Raw genomic sequence first — 18,378 nt, 5'->3', positions numbered from 1 at the left:
CGCTCAGTGGGTGCCGTTGATGGTTGCCTTCGCCACCGCGTGCTCCTGCAGCCCCCATTTCGCGAGCAGCTTCTGGTACGAGCCGTCGGCGATCATCTGGTTGAGCGCCGTCGTCAGCGCGCTGCTCAGCGCGGTGTTGCTCTTCGCGACGCCGATGCCCGTGTATTGCGACAGGAACGGCTTGCCGACCGGCGCATACGCGTTCTGCTCGAGGCTGTTCTGGTACGGCAACGTCTCGCCCCCCTGCACGGCCGCGTCGATGCGGTTCTGGCGCAGCTGCATCCGCGCATCCGACGAGCCGTCGGTGCCCACCACGACGATCGCGGGCTTGCCGGCCTTCACGCAGTTCTCCGCGCTCCACGCGGTCGTGTTGTCCGGGAACGACGTGCGCCGGCTCGACCCGACGCGCTTGCCGCACAGCGCGTTCATCTGCGCGAATTCGCCGGCGCGCGCCTTCAGCGTGTAGAACTGCGGGCCCGTCTCGATGTAGTCGACGAACGTCACCGCGTCGCGGCGCGTCGGCAGGTCGGTCATCCCGGACAGGATCATGTCGACGCGTTGCGTCGCGACCGCGCTCATCATCTGGTCGAAGCTCGTCTCGACCCAGTTCAGTTTCGCGCCCATCTTCGCGGCAATCGCTTCGCCGAGATCGACGTCGAAGCCCGCCAGCTTGTCGGTGGCCGGATCCTTGTACTCGAACGGCGGATAGTTCGGCACGATCGCGACGTTCAGCGTGCGTTTCGCGCTCGCGGATTGCGCGACGGCGAACGACGCATGCAGTGCGAGTGCGCCGAATGCGACGGCGGCCAGCGTGCGGGTCAGGACGGATGCTTTCATGGGGTGTCGCCTTGTCATGGTGGAGTAATGGGGTGCTGCGCCGCTCGGGCCGGCGGCTCGATCGCTCGGGCGCTGGGATACGGGGCGCCCGGCCCGCTTATGCAATCACCGCTGAAATGAAATCGCGCGTGCGCGCGTGCGTCGGCGCGGACAGCACCTGATCGGGCGTCCCGCTCTCGACGATCCGGCCGCCGTCCATGAACACGACGCGGTCGGCCACCTCGCGCGCGAATCCGAGCTCGTGCGTGACGACGATCATCGTCATCCCGCTCTTCGCGAGATCGCGCATCACGGCCAGCACTTCGCCGACGAGTTCGGGATCGAGCGCCGACGTCGGCTCGTCGAACAGGATCAGTTGCGGATGCATCGCGAGCGCCCGCGCGATCGCGACGCGCTGTTGCTGGCCGCCCGACAACTCGACCGGAAACGCATCGCACTTGTGCGCGAGCCCGACGCGGGCAAGCAACGCACGCGCCTCCTCCTCCGCTTGTGCACGGCGGCGCTTGAGCACCTGCACGGGCCCCTCGATCACGTTTTCGAGCGCGGTCTTGTGCGGAAACAGGTTGAAGCGCTGGAACACCATGCTCGTCGCCAGCCGCTGGCGCGCGACCTGGCGCTCCGACAGCGCGTGGAGCCGGTTGCCGGTGCGGCGGTAGCCGGCCAGTTCGCCGTTGACCCACAGCGCACCCGCGCTGATCGTCTCGAGCTGGTTGATGCAGCGCAGGAACGTGCTCTTGCCCGAACCCGACGGCCCGATGATGCACAGCACTTCGCCCTGCTCGACGTCGAGCGTGATGCCATGCAGCGCCTGGAAATCGCCGTACGATTTGCGCACGTCGACCGCGCGAACGACTGCGTTCGTCATGACGTTCTCCTGATGATTGAGGGTCGTGGCGTTCATTTGCGGCCCGCCGCCCGGCCCGCGCCGCGTGCGAAGCGCCGTTCGACGCGTGCCTGTGCGAGCGACAGCACGGTGACGACGGCGAGATACCAGATCCCCGCGACGATCAGCAACTCGATCACGCGGGCGTTCGCGTAGTAGATGTTCTGCGCGTTGTGCAGCATCTCCGCGTACTGCACGACGCTCGCGAGCGACGTCAGCTTGACCATGCCGATCAGCTCGTTGCCGATCGGCGGCACGATCACGCGCATCGCCTGCGGCAGGATGATCCGGCGCAGCGCCTGCAGGCCCGGCATGCCGATCGATTTTGCAGCCTCGTACTGGCCGGTGTCGACCGACAGCAGCCCCGCCCGCACGACTTCCGACGTATACGCGCCTTGATTGATGCCGAGACCGAGCACTGCCGCGAGGAACGGCGTCATCACGTCGACGGTCCGGTATTCGGCGAGGCCCGGGATGCCGAGCGTCGGAAACACCAGCGCCAGGTTGAACCACAGCAGCAACTGCAGGATCACCGGCGTGCCGCGGAACAGCCAGATGTAGCCCTGCGCGACCGCGCCGAGCACCGGGTTCGACGACAGCCTCATCACCGCGGTGACGACCCCGAGCACGACGCCGAGCGTCATCGCGAGGACGGTCATCACGATCGTGTTGGCAAGGCCCGTCAGGATCGAGTGCGCGGTCAGGAACTGGCCGACGACGCGCCACTCGATCTGTCCGCGCGCGAACGCGGCGGCGATATAGGCGAGCGCGGCAACGAGCGCGACCGACGCGACGTAGCGGCCCCAGTAGCGCCGGCGTACGCGCACGAGGCCGGCGGTCTCGTCTGCGGCCGCGTCGGTCGGCCCCGGCGCGCCATCGAGGCGGCGAGAATCGGATGCGCTCAGCATGACGGCCCCCGGTAATTGGCTGCCCACGCCACCTGGCGTTCGATCGCATCACTCAGGCGGCCGATCTGTTCGCGCACGCGTGCTGGCGACGTGCCGCCCGCACCGCCGCGGGCGGCGACGGCTGCGTCGAGCGTCAGATGCGCGCGCACTGCCGGTGCGAGGCGCGGATCGACGGCCTGCAACTGTTCGGCGCTCGCGTCGGCCAGCTCGATGCCGTCCCGCTCGCACGCACGCACGAGCGTGCCGGTGATCTCGTGCGCTCCGCTGAACGGCACGCCGGTCAGCGCGAGCCAGTCCGCGACCTCGGTGGCGAGCGTGAAGCCGAGCGGTGCCTGGCGACGCATCTCGTCGACGTTCACGCGCATCGTGCGGATCATCCCCGCCATCGCGGGCAGCACGAGTTCGAGCGTATCGATCGAATCGAACGCGGCGATCTTGTCTTCCGCGAGATCGCGGTTGTACGCGAGCGGCAGCGACTTCAGCGTCGCGAGCAGCCCCGTCAGGTTGCCGATCAGGCGCCCGGCCTTGCCGCGCGTGAGCTCCGCGATGTCCGGGTTCTTCTTCTGCGGCATGATCGAGCTGCCGGTCGCGTAGCCGTCGTCGAGTTCCACCCAGCGGAATTGCCGCGACGTCCACAGGATCACCTCTTCCGACAGGCGAGACAGGTTAACCGCCAGCATGCTCGTGACGAACACGAATTCGGCGACGTGATCGCGCGCGGCCACCGCGTCGATCGAGTTCTCGCACGGCGCGTCGTAACCCAGCTCCTGCGCCGACAGCTCGGGCCGCACGCAGATCGCCGAGCCCGCGAGCGCGGCCGCGCCGAGCGGCGAACGCGCGGTGCGACGGTCCCAGTCGACCAGGCGGTCGGCGTCGCGATACAGCGACTGCGCATGAGCGAGCAGCTGATGGCCGAACACGATCGGCTGCGCGGGCTGCAGGTGGGTGAATCCCGCGGTCACCGTGTCGACGTGCCGGCTCGCCTGGACGATCAGCGCGTCCTGCAGGTCGAGCATGCCGCGCACGAGCTGGCGCGCCTTGTCGCGCAGGTACAGGCGCAGATCGTTCGCCGCCTGGTCATTGCGCGAGCGCCCGGCGCGCAGCTTGCCGCCGAGCGCCGGCAGCCGTTGCGTGAGCACGCGCTCGAGGAAGGTGTGCACGTCCTCGTCGGCGAGCGATGGCGCGATCGCGCCGGCCGCATAGTCGCGTGCGATGCCGTCCATCGCGCCCAGCAGTTGCGCGAGGTCGTCGTCGTTCAGGATGCCTGCGCGGTTCAGCTCGCGTGCATGGGCCCGGGAGCCCGCCAGATCGTACGGCACGAGACGGAAGAAACTCGGATCGGAGCGGGACAGGTTCTGCAGCGCGTCGGACGGCTGCGACTGGAAGCGGCCGCCCCACAGGCGTTCGATCGGTTCGGTAAGGCTCATTGCGGTCGACCTCGACTCGGTTGGATTGCCCCCACTGTAGGCATTCAATTTTTTTTGTTGTAGCGAGAAATTGAATCCGTTTTAATGAAATTTTTCTCAGTACCGTCGCTTGCGACGCGCCCGCCGATGCGCAACCGTCTGCCGCCGCTGAACCCGCTACGTGCATTCGAAGCCGCCGCCCGGCGCGGCAGCGTGTCGGCCGCCGCGGATGAACTTCACGTGACCGCGAGCGCGGTCAGCCACCAGATCCGCATTCTCGAGAACACGCTCGGCGTCGCGCTATTCGTCCGATCAAAGGCCCGCGTGAAGCTCACGCCCGAAGGCGAGGCGCTGCTGGAACCGGTCGGTACCGCGTTCGACATGATCGCGAATGCCACCGTCCGGCTGGATTCGCCGGCTGCCGCCGGCGATCTCGTCGTGTCGACGCCGCTGTCGCTGACGTCGCGCTGGCTCGCCCGGCACATCGGCGATTTTCTGGAGCGCTATCCCGGTATCCATCTGAAAGTGATTCCGTCGAACGACGATCGCGAAACCTATTCGCCGGACGTCGACGTTTGCATTCGCTACGGGGAAGGCAACTGGCGCAACCGGCGCGTCGAGCTGCTCGAGCATCCGGCACTGTTCCCGGTCGTGAGCCCGGCGTTGATGAACGGGCCCGATGCGATCCGCAAGGTGCAGGATCTCGCGGGACGCACGCTGTTCTGCGAGCATGCGGGCTCGTGGATGCGGTGGCTGGCGGAAGCGAACGCCGACAAGCTGCCGGGCATCCGCATTCTCGAAATCGGCAACGCGCACATCGGCGTCGAGGCCGCGGTACACGGGCAAGGCGTCGCGCTCGGCGACAGCCTGTCGGTGCGCGACGACCTGATCGACGGCACGCTCGTGCGGCCGTTCAGCGCCACGGTGCCGTCACGCCATGCGTACTATCTCGTCACGCGTCATGAGCTGGCCGAGTCGCCGCTCGTGACCGCGTTCACGTCCTGGTTGCGAGCATGCCTCGCGTGATGCGCGTCGCCGCGCAGGGGCGTACTCAGGTAGCGAGGCTCGCGAGGTCGTCCCACACCATGACAATGTTGTGCGATCGCCAGACCGGTCCCGGATCGGTGTATTCGCCGGCGGGCCGACCCTGCAGCGCCGCATAAAACGCGATCGCCGCGTCGTTGCCGTCGACGACACTCAACGCGGCCCCCTGATACTGCAACCGGCTCAAATGCGTCGCGAGCCGGGCGAGCAACTGGCGGCCGATGCCACGCCGCTTGAATCCGGGATCGACATACAGGAACTTGATCTCGCCGCGGCCTTTGAATATCGGCGCGGACGGCGCGCCGGCGGCGCCGATGCCGACGATCCTGCCGTCGATCTCCGCCACGAGCACCAGCTGGTTCCCGTCGCTCGACGACAGCTTGTCGTGCCATTGCTTGCGGCGATAGGGTTCGTCGAGAACGGCGTGCGCTTCCGCCGGTGCGAGATCCCGATAGGTATGCCGCCAGACCTTGACATGAAAATCGGCGATCGCCCGCGCATCGTCGATCCTTGCGGGCCTGATGGATATGCCAGTCATTGAAGACGCTCCCGGGCGGCGTCGCGCCGACGGGCGCGGTGTGCACGACGGATTGTCGACGATCCCGGCGACGATGTCGAATGACCCGCGCGGCCGCGCGATCGAGCGGTCAACCCGCCGCGTCGTCCGTCACCCCCGCACGCGCCGCATCCTCAGCGTCGCCGACGGCGATTCGCCGAACGCCCGCTTGTACTCGATCGCGAACCGCCCGAGGTGTGCGAATCCCCATTTCAGCGCGATGTCGGTGACCGACGCGAGCCCCGGCGTCTCGTCGGCCAGCAGCGCCTCGCGCACATGTTGCAGCCGCAACTGCCGCACGAAGCCCATCGGCGTGATGCCGTGGCGATTGCGAAAGCCGGCGAACAGCGTGCTCGGGCTGACGCCGGCGAGTTCGGCGAGCCGCTCGATTGTCAGCGGCTCATCGAGATGCGCGCGGATGTACTCCTCGACACGGCGCACGTAGAACGGTGCGAGCGCCGTCGGCAGGTGCCGCGTGCCGTTGCGTGCGCTGTTCGGATGGCCGTGCAGCAGCAGGTTGAGCAGCGTCGATTCGAGCTGCTCGAATGCAAGCGGATGCCGTAGCGGGTGCGCGTCCGTCGAAATGGCGCCGGCGAGGATCGGCAGCAACTGCGCGAGGCAGGTGCCCTGCGACGACGACAGGCTGAATTCCGGTTCGAACTCGACCGGCGCGCGCCGGTCGTCGCCGAAATGCCGCTGCGCGTGGCGCTCCATCACTTCGCGCTCGATGCGCAGGATCACCTGCGGGCACGCATCGCCCCACTGCATCTTCAGCGGCAGCGTCGGCGAGATCAGCGACGCGGTGCCCGGCGACGACACGAAGTGCGTCGATCCGCACTCGATCGCGGCGTCGCCGCGCAACGGAATCTGCAACAGGAAGAAGTGCTCGAGCGGGCCGGGCTCGATGCTGACGCCGCCGCCGTAATCGAGCAGGTTCAGCGACAGGTTGCCCCAGCGCGCATGGTGCATGCAGCTGTGCAGCGCGCGCGATCCGCCGGTCGGCGTGAGCCGGTGCGGCTTGAACACGTCGGCGACGCGTGCGCGCACCTCGTCGACGTCGTTCGACTGCAGCAGCAGGTTGTCGTGATTGAAACAGGCGGCATCGGCCAGCCAGCCGGTTTCGGATAATTGCGCCATCGAAGTTCTCCCGTCGTGCTCGATCGCACTCGCGCCGTGCATGCGTTCCCGGTATCGGGGCATCCGCCGCACGATCCGGACAGCACCCGGAGGATCCGGACAGTCCGGCCATCGACACACGCAAGTCCCGCGCAAACGACGCAAGAAGCGGACCGTTCGCGCATCGTAGAAAACTGTGCGGGCTTTCCGCATCCGCACATACCCGCAGTCAGCCGCGCGCCTGCCCGCGCGCGGCGGCCGGGGCAGCAGGTTTCCGGAATTCGCGGATACCGGCCGAAGAAAGCGGATAGAAGCGCGCGTTTCGTCCGCCAATACTGGGCCCGTCACCGAAACAAACAGCACGGAGGGACACATGAATGGACGTCACATCGAGATCCCGTCGCCGGACGGCGGCGCGTTTCGCGCGTACCTGAGCACGCCGGCCGGCGGCACGGGGCCGGGCATCGTGCTCTGCCACGAGATCTTCGGCGCGAACGCGACGATGCGGGACGCGGCCGACTACTACGCGGAGGAAGGCTATACGGTGCTCGTGCCCGACCTGTTCTGGCGCCAGTCGCCGGGCATCGAGCTCGGTTACGCGGCGGCCGATTTCGAGCGCGCGATGGCCCTTTATCGCGAATTCGACGAGAACAAGGGCGTGGAGGACATCGGCGCCGCGCTGGGCGTGCTCCGGCAGCGGCCGGAATGCACGGGCGAAGCCGGCGTGCTCGGCTACTGCCTCGGCGGCAAGCTCGCGTATCTCGCCGCGTGCCGGCTGCCGGGCGTGGCCGCGGCGGTCAGCTATTACGGCGTGGGCATCGAACATGCGCTCGACGAAGCCGCGCACCTGAGCGGGCGGCTCGTGCTGCAAATCGCGGGGCAGGACCGCTTCTGCCCGCCCGACGCGCAGCAGCGCATCGCCGGCGCGCTGTCCGGGCGCGACGGCGTCGAGGTCTACGTGTATCCGGGCGTCGATCACGCGTTCGCCCGTGCCGGCGGCGATCATTTCGACCAGGCCGCCGCGATCATGGCACACCAGCGCGCGATCGCCGCGTTCCGCGCCGCGCTCGGCCCGCACTACGATTTGTCCACACTGTGGGAAGTGCATCTGAAGCACGAGTTCGATACGCGCAACGTCGACGCGACGATGGCCACGATGGTCGGCGAGCCGTACGTCAACCATATTCCGACGCTGACGGGCGGCGTCGGCCACGACGAGCTCAAGCGCTTCTACACGCATCACTTCGTGCACGCGAATCCGCCCGACACGACGATCACGCCGATCTCGCGCACGATCGGCGCGAGCCAGATCGTCGACGAGCTGCTGTTCTGCTTCACGCACACCACCGAGATCGACTGGATGCTGCCGGGTGTCGCGCCGACCGGCAGGCGTGTCGAGATTCCGCTCGTCGCGATCGTCAAGTTTCGCGGCGACAAGCTTTATCACGAGCACATCTACTGGGACCAGGCGAGCGTGCTCGTGCAGATCGGCCTGCTCGACCCGGCCGGCCTGCCGGTCGCGGGCGTCGAAACGGCCCGCAAGCTGCTCGACGTCACCGTGCCGTCGAACGGCCTGATGCGCCGCTGGCAGGACAGCGCGCCGCCGGCCGGTGCGCATTGACGCGGCCCCTTCCTCACCCCACGATTCCCGGAGACACTCCATGAATGCCCTTGCTGGCAAAGTCGCGATCGTCACCGGCGGCGCCACGCTGATCGGCGCCGCGGTCGCACAGGACCTCATCCGCGCCGGCGCGTGCGTCGCGATTCTCGATCTCGACGCGGAGAACGGCGCGCGCGTGGCCGATTCGCTCGGCGAACATGCGATGTTCATCGCGCTCGACCTCACCGACGACAGCGCAATCGAGCGTGCGGTATCGGCCATCGTCGAACGCTTCGGCGCGATCGACGTGCTCGTCAACCTCGCATGCAGCTACGTCGACAACGGCATCCAGGCGACCCGCAACGACTGGCTCGCCGCGATGGACGTCAACGTCGTCTCGGCCGCGATGCTCGCGAAGGCCGTGCATCCGCACATGGCCCGCCGCGGCGGCGGCGCGATCGTGAACTTCAGCTCGATTTCGGCACAGTGCGCGCAAACCGGCCGCTGGCTGTATCCGACGTCGAAGGCCGCGATTCGCCAGCTCACGCGCAGCATGGCGATGGATCTCGCCCCCGACCGCATTCGCGTCAACTCGGTGTCGCCGGGGTGGACGTGGTCGCGGGTGATGGACGAGATGACGCACGGCGACCGCGCGAAGACCGATCGTGTCGCCGCGCCGTTCCACCTGCTCGGCCGCGTCGGCGATCCGTCCGAGGTCGCGCAGGTCGTCACGTTCCTGTGCAGCGACGCGGCGAGCTTCGTCACCGGCGCCGACTACGCGGTGGACGGCGGCTATGCCGCGATGGGCCCCGAGCAGGCGGTGCCGGCCATTCCACGCCTGGCGGAGTGACCGCGCTTCGTCACCGCTTTCCGCCATCATTCCGGCCGGACCCCGGCCAATCGAGGACATTTTCATGAGACGCATCGCTATCGTCGGCGCCGGCCAGTCCGGCCTGCAACTCGCCTTCGCCCTGCTCGACCAGGGCTATCACGTCACGCTCTCGACCAACCGCGACGCGGAACAGATCCGCACGGGCAAGGTCATGTCGAGCCAGTGCATGTTCCACACGTCGTTGCAGATCGAGCGCGACCTCGGCCTGAATACGTGGGAGGAAGCATGCCCGTCCGTCGAAGGGATCGGCATCGCGGTACCGCACCCGGATGGCAACGGCCGCAAGGCGATCGACTGGTCGTCGCGGCTGACGCGCTATGCGCAGTCCGTCGATCAACGCGTGAAGATGGCCGACTGGCTCGACGGCGTCCGGCGCCGCGGCGCGGATGTGCGCATCGGTGACGTCGGTGTGCCCGAGCTTGAAGAACTGGCGCGCAGTCACGACCTCGTGCTGCTCGCAGCCGGCAAGGGCGACATCGTCAACCTGCTCGGCCGCGACGACGCACGCAGCGCGTTCGACCGCCCGCAACGCGCATTGGCGCTCACCTACGTGAAGGGGATGACGCCGAGCCAGCCGTATTCGCGCGTGCGCTTCAACCTGCTGCCGGGCATCGGCGAGTACTTCGTGTTTCCCGCGCTGACCACGACGGGCCCGTGCGAAATCATGGTGTTCGAAGGCATTCCGGGCGGGCCGCTCGACTGCTGGGCCGACGTGAAGACGGCCGAGCAGCATCTGGACCGGAGCCTGTCGTTCCTGCGTCGCTACGTGCCGTGGGAATTCGAGCGCTGCCGCGACGTCGAGCTGACCGATCCGAACGGCACGCTGGCCGGGCGCTTCGCGCCGACGGTGCGCAAGCCGTTCTTCCGGCTGCCGTCGGGCCGCACGGTGTTCGGGATGGCCGACGCGGTGGTCGTCAACGATCCGATCACGGGCCAGGGATCGAACAACGCCGCGAAATGCGCGAAGGCGTATTTCGATGCGATCGTCGCGCGCGATGCCGCGCCGTTCGGCGAAGACTGGATGCAGCAGACGTTCGAGGGTTACTGGGCGTACGCGCAGCATGTCGTGCGCTGGACCAATTCGCTGCTCACGCCACCGCCGCCGCACATCCTCGAACTGCTCGGCGCGGCTGGCCAGCTGCCGTCGCTCGCATCGGCGATCGTCGACGGCTTCGACGATCCGCGCCGGTTCTCGCCGTGGTGGTTCGAGCCTTCGGCCTGCGCGGCGATGATCCGCGAACACGGTGCGCGGGCGGCGTGACCGGCATGGACACCCCCCTGACCGGCCGTCCGGCCCTCGACCCGCTGCAATTGCGTGCCGCGTTCGGGCAGTTCCCGACCGGCGTCACCGTGATCACCACCTGCGCGGCCGACGGGCGCAAGGTGGGCCTCACCGCCAATTCGTTCTCGTCGCTGTCGCTCGACCCGCCGCTCGTGCTGTGGAGTCTTCGCAAGGTCGCGCCGAGCCGGCCGGATTTCCTCGCGGCCACCCACTTCGCGATCAACATCCTTGCGCACGACCAGATCGACCTGTCGCGCCGCTTCGCGACGCCCAGCGCCGACAAGTTCGACGGCGTGCTGCATGTCGATTCGGATCGCGGCGGCGTGCCCTGCCTCGACGGCGCGAGCGCGCGCTTCGTGTGCCGCAACGTCGGCTACTACGAAGGCGGCGATCACCTGCTCTTCATCGGCGAGATCGAGCAGTTCGATGCATTCGGCAAGGCGCCGCTCGTATTCCATGCCGGCCAGTATCGTGCGATCGCCGATCATCCCGATCTTTTACGCACCATTTGATTAGTTATACATACAAATAACCAGGAGGTGGTGAACATGAAATTCGGCTCTCGCCTGCTCGTCGTCGCAGGCTTCGCGATCGCCGGCCTCGCCGGTCACGCGCCGGCCAACGCGACCGACCTGCCGTCGGTCAACCTCGGCATGACCAGTTTCCTCGACGGAATGCCGCCGGCCGGCGCCGGCTGGTACGGCACGCAGTACCTGCAGTACTACACGGCCGGCCGCGTCAACGACAATGCCGGCAACAAGGTCGGGCTGCCGAAGCAGGACATCGACCTGTTCGCAGGATTGAGCCAGCTCGTCTACCAGTCGCCGCTAGCGTTCGCGGGCATGCATCCGGGCCTCGACGTGATCCTGCCGTGGATCGCGTCCGCGCGGACCGACGACGGCATCGGCAACGTCGCGCTGAATGCGCGCGCCGGCTTCGGCGATCTGCTGATCGGCCCGTTCATCCAGTTCGACCCGGTGATGGGCGCGCAGGGCCCGCGCTTCGCGCAGCGCGTGGAATTCCAGTTCATTGCGCCGACCGGCGCATACGATCCGTCGCGCGCGATCAACCCGGGCAGTCATTTCTGGTCGTTCGATCCGTACTGGGCCGCCACGCTGTGGCTCACGCCCAGATGGACCGTGTCGTGGCGGCTCCACTATCTGTGGAATGCGACCAACCATCGGCCGGCCACGTCGCTCGGGCCCGACGTGACCTCGACGCAGGCCGGCCAGGCGATCCACGTGAACTTCGCGACCGAGTATGAAGTGCGGCCCGGCCTGCGGCTGGGGCTCAACGGCTACTGGCTGCGCCAGACCACCGACATGAAGGAAAACGGGCAGGACGTGCCGGGCACACGGGAGGCCGTGTTCGCGGTCGGGCCGGGCGCCATGGTCAGCTTCTCGCCGCACGACCACCTGTTGCTCAACGCGTACTTCGAGACCTACGCGCGCAACCGGCCGCAGGGGACACGGATGGTGCTGCGCTACGTGCATCACTTCCAGTAACGCGGGCGGCCGGATCAACGGGCCGGATCGCTATCTCCAGACGAATCCGGACGAAAGCAACGCGTGCTGCCGTCCGGGATGCGCCTGTCCTATAGTTTTGGAGAAGGTGGAAACGAAGTTCGTCACGAACCCGGAGGGACCGCGCCATGGCTACTTCAGCAACCTTCCGGTGCTTGACGCGCGCGGCGAAACGGCTCGTGCGGCGCCTGGTTGCCGTCGCACCGGCCGTCGTGATCGGGCTCACGGTGTCCGCTTGCGGCGGTGACAGCTCGCCCTCGTCCGGCGGGCCCGCGTTCGCGAACGCGGCGCGCCCGCAGATCAACGCCTTGCTCGCGGACACGATGACGCCCGGCGCCGTCGTCTACGTGCAGTCGCCGCAGGGCAACTGGCTCGAATCGTTCGGCACGGCCGTGCGCGGCACGAACACGCCGATCCCGACCAGCGCGCATTTTCGCGTCGGCAGCATCACGAAGACGTGGACCGGCACGGTGATCCTGCAACTCGTGCAGGAAGGCAGGCTGAGCCTGGGCGACACCGTCGACAAGTTCGTCGCCAACGTGCCGAACGGCAACATGATCACGATCGAGCAGTTGCTGAGGATGCGCAGCGGCCTCTACAACTATTCGACCAGCCTCGCGTTCAACCAGACGCTCGATGCGCAGCCGGACAAGGTCTGGACGACGACGGAATTGCTAGACATCGCCGAAGGCCAGCCGGTCTATTTCGCGCCGGGCGCCGATTTTCGCTACTCGAACACGAATACGGTGCTGCTCGGGCTCATCATCGAGCAACTCACCGGCATGAGCGCGGCCGACGCGATGAACGCGCGCCTGTTCGCGCCGCTCGGCCTGAGCAACACGTTCCTCCCGCCGCAGGCGAATACGGCGCTGCCGGCGCCCGCGCCGCACGGCTATCAATGGGGCACCAATGCGGAGACGACCGACAGCGACGCGCTGTCGCCCGAACGCCAGGCGGAAGCGAAAAACGGCACGCTGCAGCCGACCGACGTGACAGGCGTCAACACGTCGTGGGCATGGACGGCCGGCTCCGGCATTTCAACCGTGACCGAACTGGCCGCCTACGTGCAGCGGATGGTCGGCGGCGGCTACCTGAGCGCCGACCTGCAGGCGCAGCGGCTCGCCAGCTGCACGCCGATCGATGCGTCCGACCCGATGTCGCCCAGCTACTGCATGGGCCTGGCCAGATTCGGCACGTTTTATGGCCACACGGGCGAGATACCGGGCTTCAACACCTTCATGGGCTACGACCCGGCCACGAAAACGACGATCGTCACGTGGGCGACCACGGCGGCCGCGCCCGACGGACGCGCGCCGGCCAACGTGATCGCGCAGATCATCATGGGCGAGCTGAGCAAGGCGGCGGAAGTGCCGAGCGAAGGGCGGCCGTGACGCCGTGCGGGCGGCTTATTTCGCCGCCTGCGCCGCCGGCGTGAAGCTGCACTTCGGATCGTTCTTGCCCCGCGCCGAACAGCATTCGAGCAAGTCGCTCACCGACTTCACGTTGGCCGCGTTCCATTCGTCGAGGCTGCGGTTGTTGTCGATCGGCATCCAGTGCGTCAACGGATAGCTGCTCGCCAGCTGGTTGCTGCCTTTCGGCGGCGGCAGCAACCCCGCCGCGAGCGGCACGTAGATCTTGCAACTGTTCTGGTCGCCGATCCGATGGCAGCCGATGCAGGTGTTGCCGGGCGTGCTGATCGCGTGCGACGTCCACGACGCGAAGTCGGCGCCGAGATTCACGTACTTGCCCCACGGGTCGGTCGGCACGCGGTTCCACACCTGCCCGAGCCACGGGCTGTACATCACCGGGCTCGCATCGTGGCACGACACGCAGCGCTTCGTCGCGGTCGCCGCCGGCTTCCACCAGAATTCCGCGGCCGACGGCCGGCCGGGCGGCGGCGTCGTCTCGTTCGGCGGCGGCACGCGCGACGCGTCCATGCCGCCCGTGCCGCCCTTGTCCGCATGAAACCAGCAGGTCTTGCCGTTGCGCACATGGTGCAGCACGATGTCGACTTCGTCGTAGTACGGGCTGCGGTTCTCGCGAATCTGCTTGCGGCGGCAAAACGCCGAGATCTGCGTGTCGCCGTGCGACAGGTCGAGGATCTTCGAATACGGCGTGCATTGCCCGGACGTCGGCGCGTCGTACGGCAGCAGCGCCGGGCGGTCGCACGTCATGTGCGCCACATACCGCACCGGCACGCTGCCGTTGACGGTGATCGGGACGTCCGTGCCGCTGTTGCAGTCGAACGCGGGAATCTCGCCGATTTCGTCGGTGCACTGCTGCGCATATTCGTGCAGCGATGCACCGGCGCCTTCCGCGGCAAACGAGGCGGGCGCGGCCAGCAGCATCGCCAGCGCCGCGACGCAGGTTCTGATCGTCATGCCGCCTCCTTCGTGTAGCGCATCGCCACCTTGCGAATGGCCTCGATGTACTTGACGTAGCCGGTGCAACGGCACACGTTGCCGCCCACCCATGTTTCGATCATCGCGTCGAGTTCGGCGACGTGCACGGGCTGCGTGCGCAGATGATCGAGCATCGCGGTCGCGGCCATCAGGAATCCCGACGCGCAGTAGCCGCACTGGAACGCGAACGATTCGAGAAAGCTCTGCTGCAACGGCGACAGCGTGCCGCCCTGCGCGAGCCCTTCGATCGTGTACACGTGCATGCCGGCCATTGCGCTGACCGGCGTCGAGCACGACAGCGTCTTTTCCATCGGCGCATCGGGCGCGTTACGCACGCCGACGGTACACGCCCGGCACACGCCGATGCCGCAGCACAGCTTCGTGCCCGTCAGGTCCTGCCGCTCGTGCAGGAAATCGATGAGGTTCATGTCGCCGTCGGCGGCGGCCGCCTCGACGGGCCGACCGTTGATGACCATGCGGACCGGATCGCTCATTGCAGTGCCTCCCGAATCTTGTCCGGCGTCACGGGCGTGACCCTGAATCGCCGCCCCGTCGCCATCGCCAGCGCATTGAGCAGCGCCGGTGCGATCGGGCACATCACCGCTTCCGCGATGCCGCGGGCATTCGCGGGGTCGTTGCCGGGCGGCGGCAACGCGATCAGCTCCTGCGCGGGAATGTCGGGCAGGCGCGTCACCTCGTAGCGGTCGAGGTTCCATCGGCCGCCACCCGGCCCGTCCGGCCCGAGCGGACACGTCTCGGTCAGCACGTTGCCGATCCCCATCGCGACCGCGCCCTGCGACTGTCCTTCGACGAGCTCCGGCGACAGCTGCCGGCCGACGCTCACGGCCGTCACCACGCGCTCGACCTTCACCCGGCCGCTCGCCGGATCGACGGACACGCCGACGAGCGACGCCGACGGCGCATAGGTCGTGCGCCCGTAGAGGGTCGTGTCGACCGGCGGCGCCTGCAGCGTGCGCGACAGCGGTGTCAGGAAATACGGATCGAGGCCCACCGCCACGTAGTCGTAATCGATCTGCGCATTGCCGGACGCGAACGGATAGGTGCCCTTCCAGAAGTACCCGGCATAGCTCGCATGCACGGCCGCCACCGTCTGCAGGCCCATCTTCGTGATCGTGGCGAGCAGCGCCGGCCACGGAATCGGTACGGCGCCGTTCGTGACGAGCGCGCGATCGACCCAGCGCACGTCCTCGGCGCGGACCGGCAGGCCCCACCACGCCCGCGCCGCCGGCAGCACGCTTTGCAGGAACAGCGCCTGCGCCGCGCCCTTCACCGCGTGATACTGGTGGAATGCGCCGAGACAGGCGCTCGACGATCCATACGTGTAGCGCACCGTCTTCGGATTGGTTGACGGATTGCTCGACCGCGAGAGCCCGAGCGCGTTGAACGGCCCGATCTCGCTCATCGCAATCGTTTGCGCGTTTTGCCCGAGAAATTCGGCCGGTGCGAGACCCAGCGTCGTGGCCGCGCCGTTGCCCATGTCGGTGTACGGCGTGACCACGCGCAGCCGGCTGTCCGGCAGGATCTGCACCATCCCGAACATCCCGTCTCCCGAGGTGCCGTACGCCTCGTTCGCCATCGCGAGCCCGACGCCGTAGCGCAGATTGCGCGCGCCGCGTTCCGCACGGGTGCGTTCGCGGTCGCGCCACAGCGGATGCTGTTCGAGCCGGTCGAGCAGCGCATCGAGCTGCAGGTCGAACAGGATCGGCGCGCCCGTGATCGCCCGCCCCTTGCCGAGGCCGGGCGTGTTGCCGAGAAAATTGGCGCGGCGTATCGCGAACGGCGAGAGCCCGAGCCGGCGCGCAGCCTCGTCCATCAGCGTCTCGATCGCCATGAACGCCTGCGGCCCGCCGAAGCCGCGCTGCGACCCGCCGAACACTTCCCGCGTATAGGTCGAGGCCGCCTGCGCGCGGGCGCGCGGGATCTCGTAGCAGCTCATCGCGCTCAGCGCGGCGAGCTGCGCGACGTACGGCGACAGGTTCTTCTTGCCGCCGCCGTTCATCAGGAAGTCGCACGTGACCGCTTCGAGCTTGCCGCGGCGGTTGAACCACAGCGATTCGGAGAACTGCGTTTCGCAGCGCTTCAGCCCGACCTGGAACTGCTCGTAGCGTGATTGCTGCCAGCGCAGCGCGCCCTTCGCGAACGGCGCGGCGAGCGCCAGATAAAGCGGGAAGTAGGATTTGTCGCGCCCGCCGAAACCGCCGCCCGGATAGCACGCGATGACGTGCGCTTCCTTGACCGTTACGTCGCTGTCCTTGAACAGCCCGATCGCGCCGGTCGCATCGTCGTTCGCCGATTGCGTGCCGAGCACGAGGCTCATTTTCGCGGTGGACGCGTCGTACCACGCGAGCCCCGCTTCGGGCTCCATGAACATCGGGTCCATCGCCGGCGTCTCGAATCCGTCGTTGCCGGTCGCGCGCACGCCGATCCACGTACCGGCGGCCGCGTTGCGGGCGATCGTCGCGTCGATGTTGACGACCGCGTCCTCGCGTTCCTTCAGGTACTGTTCGGTCGGCTTGCCGCTGCTGTCGGCCTGGTAGTTGTCGACGTAGTTGAAGCGGCGTTCGTCGTCGCGCACGTAGACGGTCACGGGGGAATACGGCACGGCCTGCGCGGCCGTCGGCGGCGTGACCGGCGCGCCGTAGCGGATCACGCCGCGGTTGAAATCGAGCAGTTTCTTCGCGCGCCGATAGGCATCGAAGTTCTCGAAGATCAGCAGCGCGGCCGGTTGCCCGTAGCAGTCCGCCGGGTAGCCGGTCCGCGCGAGCCAGTAGATGTCCTGGTTCGGGATCGGATCGGGAACGGGCGCCAGCGGAATCCGTCGCGCGGTCAGAAACGCGTTGTCGACAACGGCGATCGGCCGCAATTCCGCGGGCAGCACGCTCAGGTCGTAGCCGTCGTACACGGCGTCGACCCGATCGCACCGCAACGCATAGAGCCAGCTCTCCTGCTGCGGCCAACCGACGAAGTCGCGCGACTTGAAATCGCGCGCATAGATTTTCTGGCCCGTGATCTTCGGCATGCCGTCGATGCGCCAGCGCGCCTTGCCGGGCACCGGTGCCCAGCTGGGCCCGCTCGTGCCGTCTTCCGCCGGCTCGGCAGCGCCGAGCGCCAGTGCCGGCAAATGGGTGATCGAGATCGCGACGACCGCGCCGCTCCCGGCCAGCTTCAGAAACGTCCGGCGTGTGACAGGCAGATCAATGGCCATGCTGTGTCTCTCATTCGATTTGTTATGCCGGCACCGCCGATGCACGACACGCGTCGTCACGCCGGCCGTGCGCGGGCCGCTTCGCGTGTGCTTCGGCGTGCGGGATGGGTCGGTGCGGAAACGGTCTGGCGGGCGCGGTTGGGCGCCTGCGGTCAGGAACCGGGAGGAAGCGGACCGGGGAAGGTGCGCGGCGGATTCGCGGGGCCGTCCCAGCCCCATGGGCGCCTGCTCGATGAAGCGTCAGGCAGCGTGCTTGCCGTTGCTTGCTTGCTCATTGTTTCCCCCGGCCTTGATCGTGCGTGACTGGCCTGTTTTCCGTATTGTCGGGCAGTCTCTTGATTTTCAAGTGTTTTTGTTCGGTTTTACGGTACGTGTAACGATGGATTCGTCCGTTCCGTCATGCGAGTTTGATTTTGAATAATGTAGAAATTCGAGCCAGGTATTTCAAGGAGATTTTCGGACGACGCTCGAGACGCCGGTGCAAGCGGCTCGTCGACCGCCAGCGGGCGGGCGCCCACCATCAATTACACAATGCTTTCTGCAAATTTGCCATTTCGGCAAACGCGGCGCATTCCCGCCGTTCGCAAAAGACGAACGAGAAGCAATTGCAATCGACAACAGAATGAACAATCCCGCGCATGATTCAATTAACTCAATGGCGGGGGTTCATCCCTGCGACGTCGCTTTCAGCCGCATCGCGCCA

16 protein-coding genes are annotated in these 18,378 nt (G+C 67.4%); 7 read left to right on the top strand and 9 right to left on the bottom strand.

What is annotated here, in order from left to right; genetic code table 11:
* Positions 1–3: 3 nt before the first annotated feature.
* The 4 genes from BLA15945_RS11470 to argH form a co-directional block, all read right to left on the bottom strand.
* Entirely contained in the window at positions 4–837 is an 834-nt protein-coding gene (locus BLA15945_RS11470) for an ABC transporter substrate-binding protein (protein ID WP_059241417.1), read from the bottom strand.
* 97 nt (positions 838–934) lie between these two features.
* On the bottom strand, positions 935–1,738 hold the full coding sequence (locus BLA15945_RS11465) for an amino acid ABC transporter ATP-binding protein (RefSeq protein ID WP_275054994.1): 804 nt from the start codon (positions 1,736–1,738) through the stop codon (positions 935–937).
* Complete coding sequence (locus BLA15945_RS11460) at positions 1,735–2,628, bottom strand: amino acid ABC transporter permease (RefSeq protein WP_174992377.1); 894 nt, start codon at positions 2,626–2,628, stop codon at positions 1,735–1,737. The genes BLA15945_RS11465 and BLA15945_RS11460 overlap by 4 nt, the downstream gene beginning before the upstream one ends.
* Positions 2,622–4,055, bottom strand: a complete 1,434-nt coding sequence (gene argH, locus BLA15945_RS11455; RefSeq protein WP_174992376.1) for an argininosuccinate lyase — start codon at positions 4,053–4,055, stop codon at positions 2,622–2,624. The genes BLA15945_RS11460 and argH overlap by 7 nt, the downstream gene beginning before the upstream one ends.
* A 126-nt stretch (positions 4,056–4,181) precedes the next feature.
* Here argH and gcvA point away from each other — a divergent pair, with 126 nt between their 5' ends.
* Positions 4,182–5,060, top strand: a complete 879-nt coding sequence (gene gcvA / locus BLA15945_RS11450; RefSeq protein WP_059242440.1) for a transcriptional regulator GcvA — start codon at positions 4,182–4,184, stop codon at positions 5,058–5,060.
* 25 nt (positions 5,061–5,085) lie between these two features.
* On the opposite strand, the gene BLA15945_RS11445 is transcribed toward gcvA, so the two are convergent.
* Both BLA15945_RS11445 and BLA15945_RS11440 read right to left on the bottom strand, forming a co-directional pair.
* Entirely contained in the window at positions 5,086–5,616 is a 531-nt protein-coding gene (locus BLA15945_RS11445; protein ID WP_059241413.1) for a GNAT family N-acetyltransferase, read from the bottom strand.
* A 129-nt stretch (positions 5,617–5,745) separates the two neighbouring features.
* Positions 5,746–6,771, bottom strand: a complete 1,026-nt coding sequence (locus BLA15945_RS11440; protein ID WP_174992375.1) for an AraC family transcriptional regulator — start codon at positions 6,769–6,771, stop codon at positions 5,746–5,748.
* Between the two features lie 352 nt (positions 6,772–7,123).
* On the opposite strand from BLA15945_RS11440, the gene BLA15945_RS11435 reads away from it, so the two are divergent.
* The 6 genes from BLA15945_RS11435 to BLA15945_RS11410 all read left to right on the top strand — a co-directional run bounded on the left by BLA15945_RS11435 (position 7,124) and on the right by BLA15945_RS11410 (position 13,438).
* Positions 7,124–8,371, top strand: coding sequence for a dienelactone hydrolase family protein (locus BLA15945_RS11435; protein WP_059241412.1), 1,248 nt, complete (start codon positions 7,124–7,126; stop codon positions 8,369–8,371).
* A gap of 40 nt (positions 8,372–8,411) precedes the next feature.
* Positions 8,412–9,200, top strand: a complete 789-nt coding sequence (locus BLA15945_RS11430; RefSeq protein WP_059241411.1) for an SDR family oxidoreductase — start codon at positions 8,412–8,414, stop codon at positions 9,198–9,200.
* Between the two features lie 64 nt (positions 9,201–9,264).
* Positions 9,265–10,503 carry a styrene monooxygenase/indole monooxygenase family protein gene (locus BLA15945_RS11425; RefSeq protein ID WP_059241410.1) on the top strand — a complete coding sequence of 413 codons (1,239 nt, stop codon included), beginning with the start codon at positions 9,265–9,267 and terminating at the stop codon, positions 10,501–10,503.
* A 5-nt stretch (positions 10,504–10,508) separates the two neighbouring features.
* Positions 10,509–11,036, top strand: a complete 528-nt coding sequence (locus BLA15945_RS11420; RefSeq protein ID WP_174992374.1) for a flavin reductase family protein — start codon at positions 10,509–10,511, stop codon at positions 11,034–11,036.
* Positions 11,037–11,072: 36 nt separating this feature from the next.
* A complete protein-coding gene (locus tag BLA15945_RS11415) occupies positions 11,073–12,029 on the top strand; it encodes a SphA family protein (protein WP_174992373.1) in 957 nt (318 codons plus the stop codon).
* A gap of 146 nt (positions 12,030–12,175) precedes the next feature.
* A complete protein-coding gene (locus BLA15945_RS11410) occupies positions 12,176–13,438 on the top strand; it encodes a serine hydrolase domain-containing protein (protein ID WP_059241408.1) in 1,263 nt (420 codons plus the stop codon).
* Positions 13,439–13,453: 15 nt separating this feature from the next.
* On the opposite strand, the gene BLA15945_RS11405 is transcribed toward BLA15945_RS11410, so the two are convergent.
* From BLA15945_RS11405 to BLA15945_RS11395, 3 genes are read right to left on the bottom strand one after another with little or no spacing between them, the layout of a single operon-like run.
* Positions 13,454–14,428, bottom strand: a complete 975-nt coding sequence (locus tag BLA15945_RS11405; RefSeq protein ID WP_059241407.1) for a hypothetical protein — start codon at positions 14,426–14,428, stop codon at positions 13,454–13,456.
* Complete coding sequence (locus BLA15945_RS11400; protein WP_059241406.1) at positions 14,425–14,943, bottom strand: (2Fe-2S)-binding protein; 519 nt, start codon at positions 14,941–14,943, stop codon at positions 14,425–14,427. Before BLA15945_RS11400 ends, BLA15945_RS11405 begins: the two co-directional genes overlap by 4 nt.
* Entirely contained in the window at positions 14,940–17,675 is a 2,736-nt protein-coding gene (locus BLA15945_RS11395; protein ID WP_174992372.1) for a xanthine dehydrogenase family protein molybdopterin-binding subunit, read from the bottom strand. The genes BLA15945_RS11400 and BLA15945_RS11395 overlap by 4 nt, the downstream gene beginning before the upstream one ends.
* Positions 17,676–18,378: the final 703 nt, after the last annotated feature.

This window comes from Burkholderia arboris, from assembly GCF_902499125.1.
GTDB lineage: Bacteria > Pseudomonadota > Gammaproteobacteria > Burkholderiales > Burkholderiaceae > Burkholderia > Burkholderia arboris.
This window is presented reverse-complemented; position numbering and strand designations above follow the sequence as displayed.

Excerpts from the sequence above, each read along its gene's own strand:
- argH (WP_174992376.1), bottom strand. The coding sequence starts at position 4,055 with ATGAGCCTTACCGAACCGATCGAACGCCTGTGGGGCGGCCGCTTCCAG.
- BLA15945_RS11440 (WP_174992375.1), bottom strand. The coding sequence starts at position 6,771 with ATGGCGCAATTATCCGAAACCGGCTGGCTGGCCGATGCCGCCTGTTTC.
- BLA15945_RS11395 (WP_174992372.1), bottom strand. The coding sequence starts at position 17,675 with ATGGCCATTGATCTGCCTGTCACACGCCGGACGTTTCTGAAGCTGGCC.
- BLA15945_RS11405 (WP_059241407.1), bottom strand. The coding sequence starts at position 14,428 with ATGACGATCAGAACCTGCGTCGCGGCGCTGGCGATGCTGCTGGCCGCG.
- BLA15945_RS11435 (WP_059241412.1), top strand. The coding sequence starts at position 7,124 with ATGAATGGACGTCACATCGAGATCCCGTCGCCGGACGGCGGCGCGTTT.
- BLA15945_RS11430 (WP_059241411.1), top strand. The coding sequence starts at position 8,412 with ATGAATGCCCTTGCTGGCAAAGTCGCGATCGTCACCGGCGGCGCCACG.
- BLA15945_RS11420 (WP_174992374.1), top strand. The coding sequence starts at position 10,509 with ATGGACACCCCCCTGACCGGCCGTCCGGCCCTCGACCCGCTGCAATTG.
- BLA15945_RS11470 (WP_059241417.1), bottom strand. The coding sequence starts at position 837 with ATGAAAGCATCCGTCCTGACCCGCACGCTGGCCGCCGTCGCATTCGGC.
- BLA15945_RS11425 (WP_059241410.1), top strand. The coding sequence starts at position 9,265 with ATGAGACGCATCGCTATCGTCGGCGCCGGCCAGTCCGGCCTGCAACTC.
- gcvA (WP_059242440.1), top strand. The coding sequence starts at position 4,182 with ATGCGCAACCGTCTGCCGCCGCTGAACCCGCTACGTGCATTCGAAGCC.
- BLA15945_RS11465 (WP_275054994.1), bottom strand. The coding sequence starts at position 1,738 with ATGAACGCCACGACCCTCAATCATCAGGAGAACGTCATGACGAACGCA.
- BLA15945_RS11415 (WP_174992373.1), top strand. The coding sequence starts at position 11,073 with ATGAAATTCGGCTCTCGCCTGCTCGTCGTCGCAGGCTTCGCGATCGCC.
- BLA15945_RS11445 (WP_059241413.1), bottom strand. The coding sequence starts at position 5,616 with ATGACTGGCATATCCATCAGGCCCGCAAGGATCGACGATGCGCGGGCG.
- BLA15945_RS11400 (WP_059241406.1), bottom strand. The coding sequence starts at position 14,943 with ATGAGCGATCCGGTCCGCATGGTCATCAACGGTCGGCCCGTCGAGGCG.
- BLA15945_RS11460 (WP_174992377.1), bottom strand. The coding sequence starts at position 2,628 with ATGCTGAGCGCATCCGATTCTCGCCGCCTCGATGGCGCGCCGGGGCCG.
- BLA15945_RS11410 (WP_059241408.1), top strand. The coding sequence starts at position 12,176 with ATGGCTACTTCAGCAACCTTCCGGTGCTTGACGCGCGCGGCGAAACGG.